Source organism: uncultured Nonlabens sp. (assembly GCF_947495285.1).
Lineage (GTDB): Bacteria > Bacteroidota > Bacteroidia > Flavobacteriales > Flavobacteriaceae > Nonlabens.
Genome location: NZ_CANLXZ010000004.1, coordinates 86,495 through 110,184, shown reverse-complemented (window position 1 = coordinate 110,184; position 23,690 = coordinate 86,495). Strand labels below are relative to the sequence as shown.

Below are 23,690 nucleotides of genomic sequence, written 5' to 3'. Positions count from 1 at the left end.
AATAAAGGGCATGGTATGCAACAAACTATTTACCAGAATGTTTATGCTTTTTGAATCTGCGCTTTTAATTCATGTAAGGGTTGTATTCCTGCAGCTTTCCATACTTGCTTACCATTTTTAAAAATCATGAATGCTGGCACGCCTCTGATAGCAAACTTTGTAGCAAGTGCTTTATTTTTATCCACGTCTATTTTAAGAATACGTACTTGATCACCTAGATCTTCTTTTAATTTATCTAGAACTGGCATCATGGTCTGGCATGGCCCACACCAGGTTGCAAAAAAATCTATTAACACTGGTGTATCACTATTAGTAAGTTCTTTAAAGCTAGACATAAAATTTTTATTTTAGATTATAAATAAACCTCGATACATTGCGCATCTATAGAATCTAGAGTGACTAAGTTAATTCCTGCAGGTAATAAAATACACTCTCCTTGTACCAGTGAATAATTTTCTTCTTTATATATTAAGGTAGCACTACCTTTTACACACATATAGATAGTAAAGGAATTGATTTCTGATAAGTCTCTTTCTAGCGTGCCTTTAATCTTCAAAAAATTAGTTTTAAAGTAAGGTGAATCAATAAGCTTATTAGGTTGATTTTTTTTACGGCTGTAATCCGTGTGATATTGCGTTTGTAAATTAAAATCTATTGCATCTAGCGCTAGATCGGTATGTAATTCTCTAGTTTTACCAGTTCTCACGTCTTTACGGTCGTAATCATAAATACGATAGGTCACATCAGAAGACTGCTGGATTTCGGCCAGCATTACTCCTGCTCCTATGGCGTGTATTCTACCGGTAGGTATGTAAAAAGCATCTCCCGCTTTTACTTTAAACTCATTGAGAACGTCTGTAAGTGTGTGATTTTTTAAATGTTTTTGATAAGAATCTTTGTCCACTTCTTCTTTAAAACCGACTGTTATAGTTGCATCTTTATAAGAAGGCATGATGTACCACATTTCATTTTTACCAAATGAACCGTGTCGTTCTCTAGCTATTTCATTATTAGGATGTACCTGTATAGAAAGTGGTTTTTTTGCATCTATAAATTTAATAAGTAATGGAAATTCTCCATTAAACTTATCATACACGGACTTCCCTAAAAACGCTTCTTTAAATCGCTCTATTAAATTATTGATAGTCGCACCAGCATAATCACCGTTTGCAACAACAGTTTCACTATCTGGAACAGCACTTATCTCCCAAGATTCACCTATGGACTCTTGATCGTATTCTTTATTAAGGCTAGTCTTCAACTGGTCACCACCCCAAATACGGTAGTGAAAAACAGGTTTAAATTTTAAGGGATATAATTTCATTAATGACCAGATGTTTCCATTGAGCTGCAATTTAAGATAACCGAGTGAATTTATCTATGTGATACCTTTAAATTGAAGATATCAGATACATTTTACGCAACCTTTTTCAATTTCTAGCATCTAAAAGAAGAATAACATAAATCATACATATGAAAATTAAACCTATAGTTCTATTATTCATCTTTGCAATAAGTTTTTTTTTAGTAAGCTGCAATACTGATGACGATGTAAATCAAAACTCTTTTAATGTTACCGTACTTAGACAAGGTAATAAATGTGGAATCGTTGATAATGATAATAGTACAGTTGACTATTTAATCGAGTTTGATCAAGTAACCACTAATCTACCTCTCTCAAATCATTATGTTTATTATGCTGCAAACCTTCCTCAAAACTTTAAGGTAGATGGACTTCAAATAACAATAGAGTACAGGGATTTAAATGACGATGATGCTGTAATTTGTGATGCTGCAATAGGCGGAGATGATTACCCCTTTGTTTACATTTTAAACGTCAATTAAATCTCGTGTATAGAGACTTTACTAGCATCATCCTACTTTATTTAGGTGAAGAATTATTAATTATTACGGTTGTATAAGAGCAAGTTCTACATAAACTTCTATTAAAATATATTTAACCCATTAAGCATAATACCTATCTTTACTGTGCTATGGAAATACCACCTTTAGAGGTTCAGATTAAAACCCTACCCTTATCACCTGGAGTTTACTTGTACTTTGATAAAAAAGACAAGCTACTTTATGTAGGAAAAGCTAAAAAACTTAAAAAAAGAGTCTCCTCTTATTTTAATAAAACACATGACAGCTATCGTATAAAAACGATGGTAAAGAATATTTATCGCATTGAACACATAGTTGTTGAAACAGAAACCGACGCTTTATTACTAGAGAACAGCTTAATTAAAAGTCGCAACCCCAGGTACAACATCATGTTGCGAGATGACAAAACTTATCCATGGCTGGTCATTAAAAAAGAACGTTTCCCAAGGGTATTTTTAACACGTAAAATGATCAAAGATGGCAGCGAGTATTATGGACCTTATACGAGTGTTAGAACAGTAAGAACACTCCTAGAACTAGTTAAAACATTGTACCCTATACGTACCTGTAACTACGATTTACAACAGGATAAAATAAATGAGGGAAAATTTAAACTTTGCTTAGAATACCACATAGGCAACTGTAAAGGACCATGTGCAGGACTGCAGCATGAAGTACAATACAACAGAAGTATAGAAGCTATAAGAGGCATCGTAAAAGGAGACTTTAAAGAAGCGGTACGTTATTTTACAGACTTAATGCAAGAGCACGCTGCAAATATGGAATTTGAAGAGGCGCAACTACTTAAAGAAAAATTAGAAATACTAACCAGATACCAGGCAAAATCTACGGTCGTAAATCCTAACATCTCAAATGTAGATATTTTTACCATAGTTAGTGATGAAGCCGCTGGATATGTAAATTACTTGCAAATTAATCATGGTGCGATTACACGATCACACACCATGGAACTTAAAAAGCAACTAGAAGAAGATGATAAACATTTACTTGAGCTTGCTATCGTAGAATTGCGCAATAGATTCGACTCTCAGTCTACCGAGATCTACACACAATTTGATGTAGATGTAGGTGAAAATATAAAGATTACAATCCCTAAATTAGGAGATAAAAAACGTGTAGTAGACCTATCAGAGCGCAATGCAAAATTCTTTAGGCAAGAACAATTTAAAACTATTAAAATAGTAGACCCTGATAGACATGTTACCAGATTAATGGCGCAAATGAAAGCCGATTTGAGACTGGGTGAAGAACCTAGACACATGGAGTGTTTTGATAACTCTAACATTCAAGGTACTAATCCTGTAGCTGCTTGTGTAGTTTTTAAGAATGGAAAACCTAGCAAGAAAGATTATAGAAACTTTAATATAAAAACGGTAGAAGGACCAGACGACTTTGCTAGTATGGAAGAAGTAGTTTATAGACGTTATAGAAGACTACTAGAAGAAGACCAGCCATTACCACAACTAGTCATAGTAGACGGTGGAAAAGGACAGTTATCTAGCGGTGTCACCGCATTAGAACGACTGGGTCTGAGAGGTAAAATACCTATAATAGGAATAGCAAAAAGACTAGAAGAGCTATTTTATCCTAATGATCCTGTACCTTTATATCTAGATAAAAGATCTGAAACACTTAAGGTTATTCAACAAATGCGTAATGAGGCACACCGTTTTGGTATCACCCATCACAGAAATAAACGTAGCAAACAGGCTATAGAAACTGAGCTAGATGAGATCGTTGGGATCGGAGAAAAAACAGTTGTTGAATTATTAAAACATTTTAGGAGTGTAAAACGAGTTAAAAATGCTACAAAGAAAGAGCTTACAGAAATAGTAGGCGTTTCTAAAGCACAAAAAATAATAGACTTTTATAAAGATGAAGAAGAATAGATTATTATTATTTTTTATTGTTCTCGCTTTCGCGAAAGCGGACTTCACACTAGCACAAGAAAAACAAAATAATCCTCAACCTAAAATAGGACTTGTCTTATCTGGCGGTGGTGCAAAAGGTCTAGCACATATAGGAACACTTAAAATAATAGATTCCCTAGGAATAAAAATAGACCACATAGCAGGAACGAGCATGGGTGCGATAGTTGGGTCGCTTTATGCATCTGGCTATACCGGGCAACAGTTAGATTCTATTTTCAAAACTATAGATTTTGACAAAATTATATCTGATGACATACCTCGCAAATCAAAAACATTTTACGAGCGTAGAAATACAGAACGTTATGCGGTCACCTTGCCTTTTAAAGATTTTAAAGTACAATTACCTTCTTCCTTAAGTAAAGGACAAAATATCTATGACCTTCTATCCAGGTTGCTCGCCCATGTAAAAGATGTTGACGACTTTAATCAATTGCCCATTCCATTTTTATGTATCGCCACAGAGATCACCACTGGAGAAGAAATCGTACTAGACAGCGGCTATTTACCCAAAGCAGTAAATGCAAGTGGTGCGCTGCCGTCACTCTTTGCCCCTGTTGAAATAGATGGCAAACTACTCATAGACGGTGGTGTAGTAGATAATTATCCTATAGAAAAATTAAAAGCAAAAGGTGTAGATATTATTATAGGTGTAGATGTACAAGATGATTTAAAATCGAGAAAAGAACTTAGTGGGGCTCTCGATATATTATCACAGATCAACAACTTCCTTACCATTAATGCAATGAAGTATAAAGCCCCCAAAACAGACATTTATATTACTCCAGACATTAATGATTTTACTGTTGTCTCTTTTGACCTAGGAAAAGAAATCATTAAAAGAGGTGAACAGGCCGGTAGAGATAAAATAGATCAACTTAAAAAGCTTGCCATAGACAGCTACATAAAACCAAATTTAAAAAACACGATAGGCGATAGCATATACCTTAACAAAATCAATGTAAAAGGAAATAAGAATTACACAAGAGCATTTATAGTAGGTAGATTTAAAATAAAGACACCAGGTAAGGTAGCGTACACCGATTTAAACACAGGGATTCAAAATCTACAAGCTACAGATAATTTTGCAAAGATAAATTATGAGATCCTTAATCAAGACAAAGGTGCGACTCTAGAAATAGATCTAGTTGAGAGTGAGGTACGTAACTATTTAAAACTAGGCTTACATTATGATGAATTAACACGCAGTGCCGCATTAGTTAATCTTTCTAGAAAAAAAGTGCTTTTTGATAACGACATAGTATCTGCAGATTTTATCGTGGGCGATAATTTGAGATACAACTTTGACTATTATATAGACAAAGGCCGTTACTGGTCTATAGGAATACACAGTGAATTTATAAGATTTGAAAAAGACGTGAATGCAAAATTTGCTGAAGATGCCGGCTTTCTAGGCCCATTAGGCGTTAATAGTCTTGAAGTGAAATATAGAGACTGGACTCAACAAATTTTCTTACAAACCAGACTCAATAGATCTCTAAACCTAGTAATCGGTACCGAGATTAAATCCCTCCATATATTTACAAAAACTTTGATCACTGCAGACCCAGATGATAGTGTTACAGATTTTACAAATGGCACTCTAGGCAGTTTATATGGCAAAGTATTACTAGACTCATATGATAACGCTCAGTTCCCATCGAGTGGCTGGAAGCTTGATGGTGACTTTAATCTTTACCTCTTAAACTCTCAATACAAAGAGCGTTTTAAAGAATTTTCTGTCGCGCAATTACAAATAGGTCATGCGCACAATTATGGCGATTTTACCCTGCGTGGTAACGCACACATAGGTATAACTATAGGTGATACTAATGATTCTTCTATGGATTTTTTGCTAGGAGGTTATGGGTCACGTAGAATTAATAATCTAATACCATTTTATGGTTATGATTTTCTAAGCATAACTGGTGACACTATGATAAAAGTACTACTAGAGGCAGATTATGAAGTATTCAAAAACAATCACATCATATTCAGTGCCAACATAGCAAATGCTCAAGATGATTTATTTAAACAAAACAAATGGTTTAGTGAGGCTAAATATACAGGATATGCGATAGGTTATGGATTAGAATCTTTTTTAGGACCTATAGAAATAAAATACAGCTTCTCTCCACAACAAAATGACGGACAAGTCTTTGTTAATTTAGGGTTTAAGTTTTAAAAACAAGGCAGAGAGTCTTTTAATCGTCCAGTTGCTTATTTCCCATAAATCATGAATAGCACTCACTGTATATATTCATTATAAAAATAAAATTACTTAAAAGATAAATAATCTCGGTTAGACATGGAATGGTCTCAAAAATTCACGAAATTTGAGAGATTCAACTTTTAACTATGCCTTTCTACCATAAATTGGGTAAAATACCACCCAAAAGACACACACAATTTAGAAAACCTGATGGCTCTCTATATTCAGAACAGCTTTTTGGAACTATAGGTTTTGATGGTATGTCTACAAATTCTTATCATGAATATAGACCTACCATGGTTAAAGAAATACGTAATCAATACAGTGTAAAGCCTGAGATTGCATTAGAGAATCATATGAAATCCTACAGGTTAAAAGGATTTAATATAAAACCAGAAGCAGACTATCTAGAAAGTCGCAAGACCGTTCTTATAAACAGTGATGTTGCAATTATACTTGCAGCACCTCAAGATGCTACACAAGACTATTTTTATAAAAATAGTGATGCAGACGAGTTGCTTTTTATCCATCGTGGTAGTGGAACCTTAAGAACTCATTTAGGAAATCTAGAATTTAAATATGGTGATTACCTTTTAATACCACGAGGTGTTATTTATAAGATAGATTTTGATACGACAGCAAACAGGCTGTTTATAGTAGAAAGTAGAAGACCTATCTATACACCTAAAAGGTATAGAAATCACTTCGGACAACTTTTAGAACACTCTCCTTTTTGTGAGCGTGATTTAAGAAGACCAGAAACACTAGAAACACACGATGAGAAAGGTGAGTTTTTAATTAAAGTAAAAAAACAGGACGATGTTTTTGATATGATCTATGCTTCACATCCATTTGATGTGGTGGGCTATGACGGTTATAATTATCCTTATGCATTTTCTATTCATGATTTTGAACCTATCACAGGACGCATTCACCAGCCGCCGCCAGTTCACCAGACGTTTGAAACAGACGCTTTTGTAGTATGTAGTTTTGTGCCTAGACTTTATGACTACCACCCTAATAGTATTCCTGCACCCTATAATCACAGTAATATAGATAGCGATGAAGTCCTTTATTATGTAGATGGAGATTTTATGAGTCGTAATGATATCGAGGCTGGACATATAAGTTTACACCCTGCAGGTATTCCACATGGACCACATCCTGGAACAGTAGAAAAAAGTATTGGAAAAATTAAAACAGAAGAACTAGCTGTTATGGTAGATACATTTAAACCACTTATGGTAACTAAAGAAGGACTGGAAATTGCTGATGATAGTTATCACAAAAGCTGGTTAGATTAATTAATATTGTAAAAAAAATAACATTGGAACAGAACAACCCAAATTACTCAAATCAACCACAGCAGTCTAATAACTTTGGACAGCAGCACCAATTTCAAAATCACAATCAAAACCAAAATAATTATCAATTCCCTTATCAAGGAGAGAAATTAGCAGGTGACCCTAGCGCTATTACACTGGGTATTATTTCATTAGTTCTTTTCTTTGTAGGGTGCTGGTGTTATGGACTCGTTGCTATAATTACATTAATCCTTAGTTTAATAGGACTCATTATAGCAAACAGAAGTTTAAAAGTTTATAAATCTAACCCTAGTAATTATAGTCAAAGCTCTTATAAGAGTGTAAATATTGCAAAAATTATAAATATAGTAGGAGCAGCTATTTCAGGTTTAGTTTGTTTAGTTCTATTGATAGTTGCTTTATTTTTCGGTAGTCTACTTGTAGCGGCAGTAAATGGAGAGTTAGATGGTTTTGACGATTTAGACCAGTACAATAACGAGTCTTATTATGAAGATGATTATGAAGACTCTTCAGAAGATGAGGACTGGCAGTATTATGAGGAAGAAACTGACTCTATAAAAACAGATCTAGATTCTATAGAAATAGAACAAATCGATATAGAAGAAATAATCTTAGAAGAAGCAGAAGGATAATGATTTTTAAAAGGAAAACAATAACGTTTCCTATAAGAGTAATGTGGTAATAAAGACTAGCACAACACCACCGATATCACAATTTATTTATACTTTTAAACAACTATCATGGCAGCTGGAATCAAAAACTTAAAAGACCTACAAAACACTGAATATTCACTAAAAAAACTTTTCAAAGAAGCAGAAGATTTTCTTCCGCTTTTAGGGACAGATTATGTAGAATTATATGTAGGGAATGCAAAACAAAGCGCACATTTTTATAAAACTGCATTTGGATTTCAGTCAGAAGCCTATGCTGGATTAGAAACAGGATTAAAAGATCGAGTTTCTTATGTTTTAAAGCAAGGTAAAATAAGACTTGTACTCACCACTCCTCTACAAAAAGATGGTGAACTTAATGAACATATCAACATACATGGAGATGGTGTTAAAGTGGTTGCTCTCTGGGTAGAAGATGCTCGTAAAGCTTTTAAAGAAACAACAAAAAGAGGTGCAAAACCATATTTAGAACCTACCGTTGAGTCAGACGAGCATGGAGAAATCGTAAAATCTGGAATCTACACTTATGGAGAAACAGTTCATGTGTTCATAGAACGTAAAAATTACAACGGTTTATTTTTACCTGGTTTTCAGAAATGGGAATCTCATTATAATCCAGAACCTGTAGGACTTAAGTTTATAGACCACATGGTAGGAAATGTAGGTTGGGACCAGATGAATACCTGGTGTAAATTCTATGGTGAAGTAATGGGCTTTGCTCAAATTATCTCATTTGCAGACGATGACATCGCTACCGACTACACGGCTCTTATGAGTAAAGTAATGAGCAACGGTAATGGTAGAGTGAAATTTCCTATCAATGAACCTGCAAAAGGAAAGAAAAAATCTCAAATAGAAGAATATCTAGATTTCTATAATGGCCCTGGTGTACAGCACATAGCTGTCGCTACAGATGATATAGTTGCTACCGTAAGTGCCATGAGAGATAGAGGTGTAGAATTTTTATACGTCCCAGACGAATATTATGACGACCTCATAGAACGTGTAGGAGAAATAGACGAAGATGTGGAGGTGTTAAAAAAACACGGTATTCTTATAGATAGAGACGAAGAAGGTTACTTATTACAATTATTTACAAAAACAGTAGTTGATAGACCTACTATGTTTATAGAAGTAATACAGCGCAAAGGTGCTCAATCATTCGGTGTAGGAAACTTTAAAGCATTATTTGAAGCTATAGAAAGAGAGCAAGCATTACGAGGTACCTTATAATGCGTTGATAAGAAATAAGTTATCGTTTTGGAACAGACTTTGCTTTAAAAGATCGTGACCTATTATTCACCATCAACTTTTATAGATATGAAAAAAATTATTTTTTTAATGATAGCTGTATTTGCAACTACTACAGCCTTTACTCCAGGAGTAGAATCTAACGGTATAGAGCAACAGGCTTTTAAAGATGGTGAATGGTTCAAATTTAGAATACATTACGGTGTCTTTAATGCCAGCTATGCAGAAATGAAAATAGAAAAAGCGAGATTAAAAGGTAAACCTGTCTATCACATTAAAGGTAAAGGAAAATCTACAGGACTACTGCACCTATTCTTTAAAGTAGATGACAAATATGAAACCTACATAGATCGTGAAACTGTAAAACCATATCGCTTTATACGTAAAATAAACGAGGGCGGACACACAAAAAATATTCAAATAGACTTTGATCATGAAGCAGGTACCGCCATGATTAATGATAAAAAACATAAGAAAAAGACTACTATAGAGATTAAGCCAGCTACACAAGATATGATGAGCGCCTTTTACCATTTAAGAAACATGGTAGATATAGAAACTATAAAAGCTGGTGATGAGTTTACACTACCTATGTTTTTTGATAAAGAAAACTTTGATTTTAAACTTAAATATCTAGGAGAAGAAGTCCTGGAAACAACATTAGGTGACGTAGCTTCTTTAAAATTTAGACCATACGTACAGTCTGGACGTGTGTTTAAAGAAGAAGAAAGTCTTACCGTATGGATATCAAAAGATAAAAATAAAATACCTCTAAAAATAAAAGCAAAACTAGCTGTAGGATCTCTTACCGCAGACTTAGAAGCCTATAAAGGCCTCAAACATCCCTTTAAAGCTATTCTAGAAGAATAAAAACTGCAATAACCTATAAAAATATTTTAAAAACTGCCTATTTATTTTATCCCTTAAGGTGAACTCTGTGCCTTGTAAAATTGATAGTGACCTAGAGGTTGATTACTTTTGCTAGTTATTATAAAAGAATTACATGTCTCAAGGATTCGACCCAGAAATAGCGCAGCGCATTAAATTATTAGAAAATAAATTTAAACACTCTGGTCAGGACATGCTATCCTACCTAGACGGCTTACTTTATGACAGGTACACAACCTATTGGGATTATATACGACTAGACACTTTACTAAGCCTACAAGTACCCTCTACAGATTTTCCTGACGAGATGATTTTTATAGGCTACCATCAAATTACCGAACTTTATTTTAAGCTTATTATACATGAGCAAACGCAAATTATAGAAAGCGATCAATTGAGCGGTAAGTTTTTTGAAGAAAAAATACTACGTATTAATCGATACTTTACCGTTTTAATCAATTCTTTTGAAGTAATGATTAACGGTATGGAGCGAGAGCAATTCTTAAAATTCAGGATGTCATTACTACCTGCGAGTGGTTTTCAAAGCGCACAGTATAGAATGATAGAGTTTTACAGCAGTGATTTAATAAATCTAGTTCATCCTTCTGTTAGGTCTCGCTTTCGCGAAAGCGAGAACAACACCACCATTGAAGACCTATTTGAGAACATCTATTGGAAAAAAGGTGGCATAGACATGAATACAAGAGAAAAAACACTCACACTAAAACAATTTGAAAAGCGTTACACACCTAGATTTTTGAGAATAGCAAATGAAGTAGAACACACAAACCTTAATCAACGCTACTTATCCTTACCTCAAGAAGAAAAAACACCACAACTCAAAAAAGCCCTGCGACTACTAGACCAAAACGCAAATATCAATTGGCTACTTATGCACATGGGTGCAGCACATAGATATTTAAGAAAAGAAGGAAAAGCGATAAAGGCAACAGGAGGCACTAACTGGAAAGAGTTTTTACCACCTAGTTTCCAGAAAATATCTTACTTTCCTACCTTGTGGACACAAGAAGAACAGGAGAACTGGGGTAAGCAATGGGTGGATCACATTTTAAACACAAAGTAATCATGTTAAAACATTTCATCGCTAGTGCGCTACTAGCACTAAGCTTTACCTCTTGTAAAGAACATGTAAAAGCTATTAAAGAAGTTCAAGAACCTATACCTGTAGTTATTGAACCAATAATGAAGTATGGCTATGACCTTAATGATTTTGAACTAGTTGCCGACACAGTAATTAGTGGCGCCACATTCAACGATTTAATCTCTGACCACATAGTCGAAGGTCAAAGCGCCTATCAAACCGCAAATAAACTTAATGAAGTCTACGACCTACGTAGAATACAAGCTGGAAAACCCTATAAAATCTTAAAAAGAAAAGACAGTCTAGGTACACCAGAAGCATTTATTTATGAGCCATCTAAGCTAGATTATGTCGTTGTTCATTTCAACGATACACTTGCCGCTTATAAAGATAAACACCCTATATCCTTTAAAAGAAAAACCGCAAGTGGAATTATTAACTCCACTCTATCTGAAGCTATGGCTCAAGAAGGACTGGGACTAAGTGCTATCTACGAATTATCTGACATATACAAATGGTCGATTGACTTCTTTAAACTTCAAAAAGGAGATCGATTTAAGATGATTTATAATGAACGTTATATTAACGACTCGATCTATGCTGGAATAGAATCTATAGAAGCAGCCGTTTTTGAAACTGATAAAACACCTTTTTATGCCTTTAATTATGTGACAGATTCCATTACTGGAATGAGCGATTACTATGATGAGAATGGTAAAACATTACGCAGTTTCTTCTTAAAAGCACCTGTTAATTATTCACGTATTTCTTCTAGATTTACAAGAAGACGTTTTCATCCCGTTCAAAAAAGATGGAAGGCACATAAGGGAACCGACTATGCAGCAGCATATGGAACACCTATAGTAGCTACCGCAAGTGGAATAGTTACAAAATCAAGTTACACCAGTGGTAATGGTAATTATGTAAAGATTAAACATAGCGGCACCTATTCTACACAATATTTACATATGACTAAGCGCAAGGTAAAAGTAGGACAGCGTGTAAAACAAGGTCAGGTAATAGGTACGGTAGGAAGTACTGGCCTGGCATCTGGACCACATGTTTGCTATCGATTTTGGGTAAATGGAAGACAAGTAGATCCTTACAAACAAAATTTACCTAGCGCAGACCCATTACCGCAAGAAAAAATGGAAGATTATTTGATGTCTATAGAATCTTTAAAAGAAGAAATAAATAAGCTTCCATTCAAAGAACAAGAACCAGTTCTATAAATTATTAATAAGCATATAGCAACCACCTATTAACTCTACCTGAGAATGAAAAATATCAATCCTACAACAACAGCGGCATGGCAGGAACTTGCAAAGCACTCTAAGACATTTCAAGATTTTAATCTAAAAGAAGCATTTGCAAATAATAACAGCAGGGCACAAGATTTATCTATAGAACAGAATGACTTCTTTGTAGATTTCTCAAAGAATTTATTTACTAAAGAAACACAACAGAAATTAATAAACTTAGCTGAAGAATGTGATTTAAAAAGTGCTATCACTGCATATTTTAATGGAACCGCTATTAACGCTACAGAAAATCGCGCGGTACTACATACAGCTTTACGTACTGAAGATGTTTCTACTGGCATAGCTGACAAAGTAACCGCAGCACTAGCAAGTAAAAAGAAGATGTTCACTTTTGTGGATGGAATAAACGCTGGAACGATTACTGCTGCAAATGGTAAAAAATTTGATACCATTGTAAATATAGGTATAGGAGGTAGTGATTTAGGCCCAGTGATGATTTATGAAGCCATGCAAGCCTATAAAAATGACCTCACCTTACACTTTGTTTCTAACGTAGAAGGAGATCATGTAGAAGAAGTACTGAAAAAAATAAATCCAGAGACCACACTTTTTGTCATCGTTTCAAAGTCCTTTGGTACTCAAGAAACCTTAACTAATTCTACTACTATAAGAAATTGGTTTAAAGAAAAAGTAAGCACAGAAGCCGTTGCTAAGCATTTTATAGCGGTAAGCAGCAATGTGGACAGAGCAGTAAACTTTGGTATTGATCAAGAAAACATTTTCCCCATGTTTGATTGGGTAGGTGGACGTTTTTCCCTTTGGAGTACAGTAGGAATGAGTGTTGCTTTAGGTATCGGGACTAAGAATTTCCAAAATCTACTTGATGGAGCTCAAGAAATGGACTCTCATTTTAAAACAGCTTCTTTTGAAAAAAATATCCCTGTACAGTTAGCCTTATTAGCTATCTGGTATAACAACTTCTTTAACGCTCAAAGTGAGGCCGTAATTCCTTACACTCAATATTTACATAGATTACCAGCATACTTACAACAGGCTATAATGGAAAGTAACGGTAAAAGTGTAGACCGTAACGGTAATCCAGTGTCCTATGAGACTGGAAACATAGTATGGGGAGAACCTGGAACTAATTCTCAACATGCGTTTTTTCAATTAATTCATCAAGGAACAAAATTGATTCCTGCACAATTTATTGCTTTTGCAAAAGCAAAATACGACCATCCTGATCACCATAATAAGCTCATGGCAAATTTCTTTGCACAAACTGAAGCATTAATGAATGGTAAAACACAGGAAGAAGTAATAGCAGATTTAAAGGCCTCAGGAAAATCTGCTACAGAAATAGAAAAACTAGCACCATTTAAAGTATTTACAGGTAATAAACCTACAACTACCCTATTAATAGATGAACTTACACCTAGAAGTTTAGGTAAGTTAGTAGCAATGTATGAACATAAAATATTTGTTGAAGGAGTAATCTGGAACATTTATAGTTATGATCAATGGGGCGTTGAATTAGGAAAGGTACTTGCTGACAGTATACTAAAAGACATAGAAAATGACAAATATGACGGTCATGATGCTAGCACAAGACAACTTTTACAGAGATTTTATCAAAAAAAATAGTAACACTCTTATTCACAGTTGCTTATAATTTACAAGAACTTTACTTCTTAATGTTAGCTTAATATTAGAATGGTTGTTTGCGATGTACTTTTGCAAAATCAAACTATAACTCATTCTGAAATGAACAGAACATTAAAATTTTTATTTGCAATTGGGCTTTTATTAAGCACCATGGCAGTTAATGCGCAGGTTACCACCTCAAGCATTAACGGGCGTATCATGGAAAACGTTGATAATAGCCAGGAACCCCTTTTAGGAGCCACTATCGTTGCGGTACACGGCCCAACAGGAACTAACTACGGTACTTCTACAGACATAGAAGGTTTTTATCGTATAGCAAACATGCGTGTAGGTGGACCTTACACGATTACTATTTCTTACGTAAGCAAGAAAGTAGAAAAATTAGAAAACATTTACCTACAGTTAGGAGAATCTGAAAAAATCAGTCTAACCTTAGTAGATGAGTCTAATGCGCTAGACGCAGTTGTTATTAATGCAGTAAGAGATGGAGTTTTTGATTCTGGAAAAACAGGAACTACTACTAACATTTCTACTCGTGAAATCAATACTATGCCATCTGTAACCAGGGGAATTGGTGATTTCTTGAGAAAAACTCCTCAAGCTCAGGTAACTGAAGGTGGAGCTATATCTATAGGTGGACAAAACAACCGTTACAACTCGATCTTTATTGATGGTGCGGTAAATAATGATGTTTTTGGTCTTTCGGGATCAGGTACAAATGGAGGTCAGATAGGTGTTAACCCTATCTCTATCGATGCTATCGAGTCTTTTCAAGTAAATATCGCTCCTTTTGATGTACGTCAGTCTGGATTTACTGGTGGTGCTATTAATGCAATTACTCGTTCTGGTACAAATGAATTTAAAGGAAGTGCTTATTTCTACACACGTAATGAAAAACTAGCTGGTAAAACACCTCAAGCGATCGTAGATCAAATAGATAGAAACAATGGTACAGATCCTGCTCCAGATCGTGAGAGACTAGATGAGTTTACAGCAAACTTGTATGGTGCACGTTTAGGTGGACCAATCATCAAAAACAAATTATTCTTCTTCGTAAATGCAGAGATTCAAAGAGAGGAAACTCCTAGAACTTTTGATCCTAATTTATATAGTGGAGATACATCTATTGCTGACCTACAGCAATTCAGACAAAATTTAATCAACACTTTTGGCTATGATCCAGGAAGTTTTGGTAATACTATTAGAGAATTGAATAGTGAAAAGTTTACAGTAAAACTTGATTACAATGTAGATGATAAAAACACATTAACATTTAAACACAACTATGTAAATGGTGAGTCCATCTCTCCTGGAGGAAGTGGATCAAGATCTATCAACTTTTCAAACAGTGGTATCTTTTTCCCATCTACTACTAACTTCTCTACTTTAGAGTGGAACACTTCCAACGGAAGTAACCTTTCTAATAACTTAATTTTAAGTTACACGACGGTAAGAGACGATAGAGATCCTATAGGGAATCCATTTCCTAGAGTATCTATCGGTGATGGTAATGGAAACATTACTTTAGGTTCTGAAGCATTTTCTACAGGAAATATTTTAGATCAAGACGTATTCACAGTAACAAATAACTTTGAAATCAATAAAGGAGCTCACAACATCACATTAGGTGGTAACTTTGAGCACTATGACATGAGAAACGTTTTTGTAAGACAAAACTTCGGACAATATACGTTTAACACATTAGCAGAATTTAATACTTATTTTGACAACGATGCTACTAATGATGCAGCGGCAGATAGTTATGACTACTCGTATTCTCTTCTTGATCCACTAGGAACTTCTGGAGATGATATCGTGAATGCAGCAGCAGCATTTGGTTACTCGCAGTTAGGTTTATATGCGCAAGATCAATGGGATATTACGGATAACTTCAAGTTAACTTACGGTGTACGTTTTGATGTTCCTTTCTTTGAAGATGGACTTGCAAACGAAGACTTTAATACAAGAACTGTAGATCTTCTTGAAGCAGCAGGTAGAGACTTACGTGGTGCAAGAGTAGGTAAAGCGATTAAAAGTCAGATACACGTGGCTCCTAGAGCAGGATTTAACTGGGACGTGAATGGTGATAACACTACACAAATACGTGGTGGATTAGGTATTTTTACTTCTAGAATTCCTTTAGTATGGCCAGGTGGTGCTTACAACAATAACGGACTTTCTGTAGGTGGTGTGGATGAGCGTAATTTTGTTGATGGGGCTTTCTTTGTAGCTGACCCTAATAACCAGCCTATCGGTGATGGTGCAGCTCCAGGTAGTGGGCAGCTAGGTGGTCAGATAGATATTTTTGATCCTAATTTCAGATTACCTCAAGTAATGAAGTACAACATAGGTATTGATCAAAAAACTAATGTTTGGGGATTAATCGCTAGTGCAGATTTCTTATATAACGATAATATCAATAATGTTACTTACCAAAACTTAAACATTGAAGGCGAAATAGGAAGATTAAATGGGGCTGATAATAGACCTTACTTCTCAAGAAGAACGATAGACAGAACCTATAGAGGTGTTTATTTAGGTACTAATACAAATGAAGGCTGGTCTTATAACGCTAGTTTTAGCCTAACTAAACCTTATGAAAACGGTTTCTCTGGTCAAGTTTCCTATACCTACGGACAAGGTAAATCTATTTTTGAAGGAACTTCATCTCAAAACAGTTCTCAATGGAGAAACGTGGTTACGGTCAATGGTAAGAACAATGCAGCTATCGGAAACTCAGCTTTTGCTTTAGGACACAGAATATCTGCAAATGCTTCATATGAGTTAAAATGGAATAATAATTTCAAAACTACGTTTGGTGTCTTCTATAATGGACAACAAGGCGGTACATTAAGTTACACTTACAACGACTTTAGAGCATCTGATTTATTAGGTGATGATTCACGTGATAACGCACTTATCTATATCCCTAGAGATGCTAGTGAAATTAACCTTATTGATGATGGAAGTGTAACAGCAGCTGAACAATGGGCAGCACTGGATGCATTTATTGAAGGGAATGATTACCTAAGAGAAAGAAGAGGAGAATATGCAGAAAGAAATGGAGATAGAGGTCCATGGAATCATATCGTAGACTTTAAAGTTTTACAGGACTTTAGTTTAGACTTCGGTGGTAAAAAACATACGTTCCAAGCATCAGTAGATATTTTTAACTTCTTCAACTTTTTAAATAAAGATTGGGGTAGACAAGAACGTATCAACAACCGTTTTGGTAGCGTTCAACTTCTTACTACAGAACGTGGTGGTCCAGATCCTGAATTTACATTTGACACTGATTTTGCTGAAGACTTTAAAGGTTTTGATGATGCTGGTACACGTTCTTCTAGATGGCAAATGCAAGTAGGTCTTAGATATATCTTTAACTAAGAAATACTTTTTACTTTTTATTTCAAGAACCCTACTCAAATCGAGTAGGGTTCTTTTTTTTGAAGTATTTTTGAATATAAAATAGTCATCATGTACAACATATTGAAAAACGCCCATTCTGGTTGGGCTTATTTACTTCTATTAGTTCTAGCAATTGCAACAATAAACGCTATTATAGGCTTTGCTGGTAAAAAAGAATTTGGCAATAAAGACTTTAGTCTAGCTCTAGTAGGACTTATCGTTACACATATTCAACTTTTATTAGGACTTGCTCTATGGGCATTCTCTCCGTACTCTAGTATGTTATTTAGCGATACATCTACCGTAATGAGCACTCCAGAGATAAGACTACTTGCTATAGAACATCCTTTCATGATGATCATCGCGGTTGCCCTACTCACAGTAGGATACTCTAAACACAAAAAGAAAATCGTAAGTAACAGTAAATTTAAAGTTCTTGCTATATTTTACACTCTTGCATTTTTAGTAGTTCTCTCTAGACTACCATGGAAACAATGGATGTAAGATTTTCGTAGTCTCGCTTTCGCGAAAGCGTAACTAATAAACAAAAATGCCTCGATCAGTAAATTGATCGAGGCGTTTTTATGTTAAAAGATATCTATAGTTTTCTACTTTTCTGAAAGCTGATTAGTAACCTCATATAATGAAATAGCAAGGCTATGAATGACATTCATACTGGAGTTCTTACCATACATGGGTATAGAAACCGTATGGTCTGCAAGGCTAGTGTTTTCAATGCCATTTCTTTCACTACCTAAAAGCAATACTATTTTTTCATAGTTTTTAAAATCAAATCCTTGAAGAGCATCACTCTTATCGGTAATTTCTATTCCTATAATCGTATTTCCTTCATTCTTTAATCTCAAAATTAAGGCTTCAAAATCAGAATAGATGTCATGCGCGATGTGAAGCTCTGTATTTCTTGCCGTGCGTTTTACATTTCTATTTTGAATAGTAGGAGAATCTTCATGTAAGTATATTTTCTCCACCCCAAAACTCTCTGATATACGGAAACACATTCCTATATTCTCAGGAGTTCTAATCGCATCACAAACGATGGTGATAGGAAATTGTTTCTTCTGGTTCTCTATGTCGTAATGTGTGAGTTGTTTCAAAAGTTTAATTTAAGGTAATTAGATATTCTGATGCTCTTTCTTATTCCCGATTTTCTTTATTAAAATCGATTGTCATTCCAGAAAATCTGTTTCTTAATATCTGTTATTTACAAAGGTAATTGATCAGATTTATCTGGAATCTGCTGGTCGTACCTCAGAGTTAGTAATTTATTTTACCGTATTTAAGAAGTCGTTACCTCAACTGGCATAATCACACTCAAAATATCATAAACACGATCCACGGTTTTTACATTTTCTACGGTAAGTAATAAGCGTAATCCAGCTCGTGTTTGTTTTTCTTTCATTTTTAAAATCTTAGGATTGTTTTGTACCGCTTTTAATACTTTCCCAAATGATTCACTTTGATAAAAACCACTTTGCTGGTCAGAGACAAAGTAACCTATAAACTTACCTTGTTTCATCACTATTTTTTCTAGTCCCAATCGAGTAGCAATCCATTTAACCCTAACACTAGTTAATAAATTCTCTGCCTCTTCTGGAAGCTCGCCAAAACGGTCTACGAGCTCCTTTTTATACACCTCCAGACCTTTTTCATCTTCTACATCATTGAGCTTTGCATATAAGGATAAACGCTCTGTAATGGAGTTGATATAATCATCTGGAAACAACAGCTCAAAATCAGAATCTATAGTTACCTCAGTAACATGCTTCTTCTCTTTATCGTTAGTCTCATAAAGGTCTGCAAACTCATTTTCTTTTAATTCTGTAATGGCTTCACTTAAGATTTTTTGATACGTATCAAATCCTATTTCATTAATAAAACCACTTTGCTCACCACCTAAAATATCACCAGAACCACGTATTTCTAGATCTTTCATCGCGATATTAAAACCGCTTCCCAGCTCGCTAAACATTTCTAATGCCTGGATGCGTTTACGTGCATCTTCTGTCATGACATCATACGGTGGTGTTATAAAATAACAAAATGCTTTTTTATTACTACGTCCCACACGCCCACGCATCTGGTGTAAATCTGACAGACCAAAGTTGTTTGCACTATTAATAAAAATGGTATTTGCATTAGGCACATCTAGACCACTTTCAATAATCGTGGTAGAAACTAATACATCAAACTCTCCATTTATAAAAGCAAGCATGAGTTCTTCTAGTTTCTTACCATCCATCTGTCCATGACCGATTGCTATTTTTGCTTCAGGAACAGATCGCTGGATCATCCCGGCTACTTCTTTAATATTTTCAATACGATTGTGCACAAAAAACACTTGTCCACCACGAGAGATTTCATAGCTCACCGCGTCCCGTATGATTTCTTCATTAAAACGCACTACTTTAGTTTCTACAGGATGCCTGTTAGGCGGTGGGGTTTTTATGACACTTAAATCTCGTGCTGCCATCAAGGAGAATTGTAAAGTTCTAGGTATAGGAGTGGCAGTTAAGGTAAGCGTATCAATATTTTCTTTAAGTGTTTTAAGTTTATCCTTAACAGCTACACCGAATTTTTGCTCTTCGTCTATAATTAATAATCCGAGATCTTTAAATTGAATGGATTTACTAACTAATTGATGCGTTCCTATAACTATATCAATAGAACCATTTTCTAGACCTTCTAGAACACCTTTGCGTTCTTTTGCTGTTCTAAAACGGTTGAGGTAATCAACCTTAACAGGTAAATCTGCTAGACGTTCTTTAAAAGTTTTGGCATGTTGAAAAGCTAGAATTGTAGTTGGAACCAGGACAGCAACTTGTTTTCCATTTACAGCTGCCTTAAACGCGGCACGTATTGCCACTTCTGTCTTTCCAAAACCTACATCGCCACAAACTAATCGATCCATAGGTCGGTCGCTTTCCATGTCTCTTTTTACATCTTCTGTAGCGCTGCTTTGATCTGGGGTGTCTTCATAAATAAAACTTGCCTCTAGTTCGTTTTGTAAATAACCATCTGGAGCGTACTGGAATCCTTTTTGCGCACGACGTTTTGCATAAAGTTTAATTAAGTCAAACGCTATTTGCTTGACCTTCGTCTTGGTTTTGGCCTTTAATTTTTTCCATGCTGGACTACCTAATTTGTATACCTTAGGCGCTTTTCCATCTTTACTGCTGTACCTAGTTATTTTGTGCAAAGAGTGAATAGATACATAAAGAATATCACGCTCGCCATAAATAAGTTTTATCGCCTCTTGCTTTTTACCATTTACATCTATCTTCTGTAAACCACCGAATTTACCGATACCATGATCGATATGAGTTACATAATCACCTATTACTAGAGTATTTAATTCTTTTAAAGTAATCGCCTGCTTCTTTGCATACCCATTCTTTAAATTAAACTTATGGTAACGCTCAAAGATTTGATGGTCTGTGTAGCAAACTGCTTTTAAATCATGACTTATAAAACCTCGATATAAAGACATAACGATAGTTTCATACTGTACCTGAGCATTCATATCTTCAAATATGTCGTGAAAACGTTTTGCTTGTTGCTCACTACTACAGTATAAATAATTCTTATAGCCTTTTTCTTCATTCTCCTTTAAATTTTCAATAAGTAAATCAAATTGCTTATTAAAAGATGGTTGTGGAGAGGTTTTATACACTAATACACCTTGTGCGGTGGTAAATTCAAAATGGTTAAATGACTTCAGTTGTGATTTAATCAACTTGCTATCACTAAATATTTCTTGAGGTGTTAACTGTCTTATTTCACCTTGCAACTCGTTGTATGCTTGTTCCGCTTTCGCGAAAAGCGAATCAACACGACCATATAATAGATCCATATTCATCGAGAATATAGCTGTGCTACTAGAAATATATTTTAAGAAGCTCTCTCGAGTTTCTTCTGACTGTTTATTCTCCACATTAGGAATAATGGAAATCTTTTTAGTTTGATCCTTTGATAATTGTGTTTCTACATCAAAGACCCTTATGGAATCGATTTCATTTCCAAAAAACTCAATACGATAGGGCTCATCATTTGAGAATGAAAAAACATCGAGAATACCACCTCTCACAGAAAACTCCCCTGGCTCGGTAACAAAATCTACACGTTTAAATTTATATTCAAAAAGGACCTCGTTTGCAAATTCGATGGAAATCTGATCTCCTACCGTAATTTTGAGCGTGTTTTTTTCTAACTCTTTACGAGTAACTACTTTTTCAAAAAGAGCATCTGGATAGGTAACTATCATTGCTGGCTTCTTGCGCGAGTTGATGCGGTTAAGAACCTCTGCACGCAATAACACGTTTGCGTTATCTGTTTCTTCTATTTGATAAGGACGTCTATAACTACCTGGATAAAATAGGACTTTATCTTCTCCTATCATCTTTTCTAGATCGTTTAAATAAAAGGCGGCTTCTTCTTTATCATTACAAATAAGTAAAAAAGGCTTATCTGCCTCTTGAAAAGCTGTTTTTAAAAGAATAGATATAGAACTCCCAAGGAGACCACTTATAGTAGTAGAACCTTGAGACTGCGCGACGATTTCCTTTAAGCTTTGCGTTTGCTCAGCTTTTGAAAATTGATTAAGAATAGTAGTAAAACTCATAATATAGTCACAAAGATACGTCCTGAATAAAGCATATCAAGAATATTGAGAATTCTTTAATACAACGACAGGATACACACACTTATCTTTAAATCATGAAGAAATTTGATGTGTTTATTTTTGGGACCGGTACGGCAGGAAAATTAGTAGCTACTAGATGTAAAAAAGCAGGGATGAGCGTGGCCATAATAGATAATCGAGCATATGGAGGCACTTGTTCCCAGCGAGGTTGTGATCCTAAAAAACTTATTCTTGCATCTGTAGAAGCATTTCATTTTGCAACAAATATGACCGGTAATGGTATCGATGGCAACATTAACATCAACTGGAATGATGCAATGAATTATGCTCATAAATATACCAAGGACATACCAGATAAGACAAAAAAAGAGCTCAAAAAGAATGGAATTACTTGTTTACATGGAGAAGCTACTTTTATAGATCCTGAAACTGTTATTCTAGATGGAGAAAAAATAAAAGCCACGCATTATGTTATTGCTACAGGAATGACACCTTTAAAACTAGGCATACCTGGAGAAAAATTCATGCGTACCTCAGGAGATTTCTTTAATTTGAAAGAAGTACCAGAGAAGGTAGTTTTTGTAGGTGCTGGATACATAGGTATGGAGTTTGGACAAATTCTAGCTAGAGCCGGATCTAAAGTTACCATGATACAAAAAGGAAAACAAATCCTTGCGCCATTTGAAGAATTTACTGCCCAACATGTTGAAAACACTTCTGAGCAATTAGGTATTAAAATAATTAAAAACGCCCAAGCATCTAGTGTTGAGCAAAAAGGCAGCCGTTATATCGTTAACTATTACATGGAGGACGGCATGCATCAAATCACTACAGATTGTGTTTTCAATACCGCAGGAAGAGTACCTGCAACGTCATCTCTAGATCTAGAAAAGGCAAATATAGTAAGTGATAAAAATGGCGTGGTAGTTAATGAATTTTTACAAAGTACTAGTCAGCCCCATATTTATGCTTGTGGTGACGTATCTAGTAAAAACCTACCCTTAACACCGTTAAGTAGTATAGAAGCAACCGTAGTCGCAAAAAATCTTACCGGTGAGAAGGTAAAAATAGATACACCAGTCCTACCTAGCACTGTATTTACCCTACCACAGTGTGCAGGTATAGGTCTTACAGAAGTACAAGCTGAAAAGGAAAACACAAAATACAAAGTATTAAAAGAAGATGCAAGCGAGTGGTTTAATAACAAACGTATCAATGCCACAGCATATGCTTATAAAATAATTATAGATAAAGACAACGGACTTATTATAGGCGCTCACATCGTAGGACCAGAAGCTAGTGAACAAATCAACATGATCGCTATAGCAATGAAAGCCAAAATGACTTTTAAAGAACTAAAAAAAACCATTTTTAACTACCCCAGTTGGGGAAATGATTTTAAAGGAATGTAAC

17 protein-coding genes are annotated in these 23,690 nt (G+C 35.0%); 13 read left to right on the top strand and 4 right to left on the bottom strand.

The window, feature by feature from the left end:
• Window positions 1–41: 41 nt before the first annotated feature.
• Together trxA and Q0838_RS02575 are read right to left on the bottom strand one after the other, a co-directional pair.
• On the bottom strand, window positions 42–335 hold the full coding sequence (gene trxA / locus Q0838_RS02580) for a thioredoxin (RefSeq protein WP_298950879.1): 294 nt from the start codon (window positions 333–335) through the stop codon (window positions 42–44).
• 17 nt (window positions 336–352) lie between these two features.
• Window positions 353–1,324, bottom strand: coding sequence for a type I phosphomannose isomerase catalytic subunit (locus tag Q0838_RS02575; protein WP_298950877.1), 972 nt, complete (start codon window positions 1,322–1,324; stop codon window positions 353–355).
• A gap of 149 nt (window positions 1,325–1,473) precedes the next feature.
• Between Q0838_RS02575 and Q0838_RS02570 the strand changes: the two genes are divergently transcribed.
• From Q0838_RS02570 to Q0838_RS02515, 12 genes are all read left to right on the top strand, one after another.
• Window positions 1,474–1,845 carry a hypothetical protein gene (locus Q0838_RS02570; RefSeq protein ID WP_298950876.1) on the top strand — a complete coding sequence of 124 codons (372 nt, stop codon included), beginning with the start codon at window positions 1,474–1,476 and terminating at the stop codon, window positions 1,843–1,845.
• Between the two features lie 149 nt (window positions 1,846–1,994).
• The gene (gene uvrC / locus Q0838_RS02565; RefSeq protein ID WP_298950874.1) at window positions 1,995–3,794 is read left to right on the top strand and encodes an excinuclease ABC subunit UvrC; all 1,800 of its coding nucleotides are present in this window, start codon (window positions 1,995–1,997) and stop codon (window positions 3,792–3,794) included.
• Window positions 3,781–6,018, top strand: a complete 2,238-nt coding sequence (locus Q0838_RS02560) for a patatin-like phospholipase family protein (protein ID WP_298950872.1) — start codon at window positions 3,781–3,783, stop codon at window positions 6,016–6,018. Before uvrC ends, Q0838_RS02560 begins: the two co-directional genes overlap by 14 nt.
• Before the next feature lie 173 nt (window positions 6,019–6,191).
• Complete coding sequence (locus Q0838_RS02555) at window positions 6,192–7,349, top strand: homogentisate 1,2-dioxygenase (protein ID WP_298950870.1); 1,158 nt, start codon at window positions 6,192–6,194, stop codon at window positions 7,347–7,349.
• 23 nt (window positions 7,350–7,372) lie between these two features.
• Entirely contained in the window at window positions 7,373–8,002 is a 630-nt protein-coding gene (locus tag Q0838_RS02550; protein WP_298950868.1) for a CCC motif membrane protein, read from the top strand.
• 108 nt (window positions 8,003–8,110) lie between these two features.
• Window positions 8,111–9,274, top strand: a complete 1,164-nt coding sequence (gene hppD / locus Q0838_RS02545) for a 4-hydroxyphenylpyruvate dioxygenase (protein ID WP_298950866.1) — start codon at window positions 8,111–8,113, stop codon at window positions 9,272–9,274.
• Window positions 9,275–9,361: 87 nt separating this feature from the next.
• Entirely contained in the window at window positions 9,362–10,162 is an 801-nt protein-coding gene (locus Q0838_RS02540; RefSeq protein WP_298950864.1) for a DUF3108 domain-containing protein, read from the top strand.
• 133 nt (window positions 10,163–10,295) lie between these two features.
• The gene (locus Q0838_RS02535) at window positions 10,296–11,264 is read left to right on the top strand and encodes a tryptophan 2,3-dioxygenase family protein (protein WP_298950862.1); all 969 of its coding nucleotides are present in this window, start codon (window positions 10,296–10,298) and stop codon (window positions 11,262–11,264) included.
• 2 nt (window positions 11,265–11,266) lie between these two features.
• A complete protein-coding gene (locus Q0838_RS02530) occupies window positions 11,267–12,514 on the top strand; it encodes a peptidoglycan DD-metalloendopeptidase family protein (protein WP_298950860.1) in 1,248 nt (415 codons plus the stop codon).
• A gap of 45 nt (window positions 12,515–12,559) precedes the next feature.
• Complete coding sequence (gene pgi / locus Q0838_RS02525) at window positions 12,560–14,188, top strand: glucose-6-phosphate isomerase (RefSeq protein WP_298950858.1); 1,629 nt, start codon at window positions 12,560–12,562, stop codon at window positions 14,186–14,188.
• A gap of 120 nt (window positions 14,189–14,308) precedes the next feature.
• Window positions 14,309–17,596 (top strand): carboxypeptidase regulatory-like domain-containing protein, encoded by a 3,288-nt coding sequence (locus Q0838_RS02520; RefSeq protein WP_298950856.1) that lies wholly within the window; start codon window positions 14,309–14,311, stop codon window positions 17,594–17,596.
• 90 nt (window positions 17,597–17,686) lie between these two features.
• Complete coding sequence (locus tag Q0838_RS02515; RefSeq protein WP_298950854.1) at window positions 17,687–18,121, top strand: hypothetical protein; 435 nt, start codon at window positions 17,687–17,689, stop codon at window positions 18,119–18,121.
• A gap of 104 nt (window positions 18,122–18,225) precedes the next feature.
• On the opposite strand, the gene Q0838_RS02510 is transcribed toward Q0838_RS02515, so the two are convergent.
• Window positions 18,226–18,732 (bottom strand): TrmH family RNA methyltransferase, encoded by a 507-nt coding sequence (locus Q0838_RS02510; protein ID WP_298950852.1) that lies wholly within the window; start codon window positions 18,730–18,732, stop codon window positions 18,226–18,228.
• A gap of 182 nt (window positions 18,733–18,914) precedes the next feature.
• Entirely contained in the window at window positions 18,915–22,256 is a 3,342-nt protein-coding gene (mfd, locus tag Q0838_RS02505; RefSeq protein WP_298950850.1) for a transcription-repair coupling factor, read from the bottom strand.
• 95 nt (window positions 22,257–22,351) lie between these two features.
• Here mfd and Q0838_RS02500 point away from each other — a divergent pair, with 95 nt between their 5' ends.
• Window positions 22,352–23,689 (top strand): NAD(P)/FAD-dependent oxidoreductase, encoded by a 1,338-nt coding sequence (locus Q0838_RS02500; RefSeq protein ID WP_298950848.1) that lies wholly within the window; start codon window positions 22,352–22,354, stop codon window positions 23,687–23,689.
• Window position 23,690 lies beyond the last annotated feature (1 nt).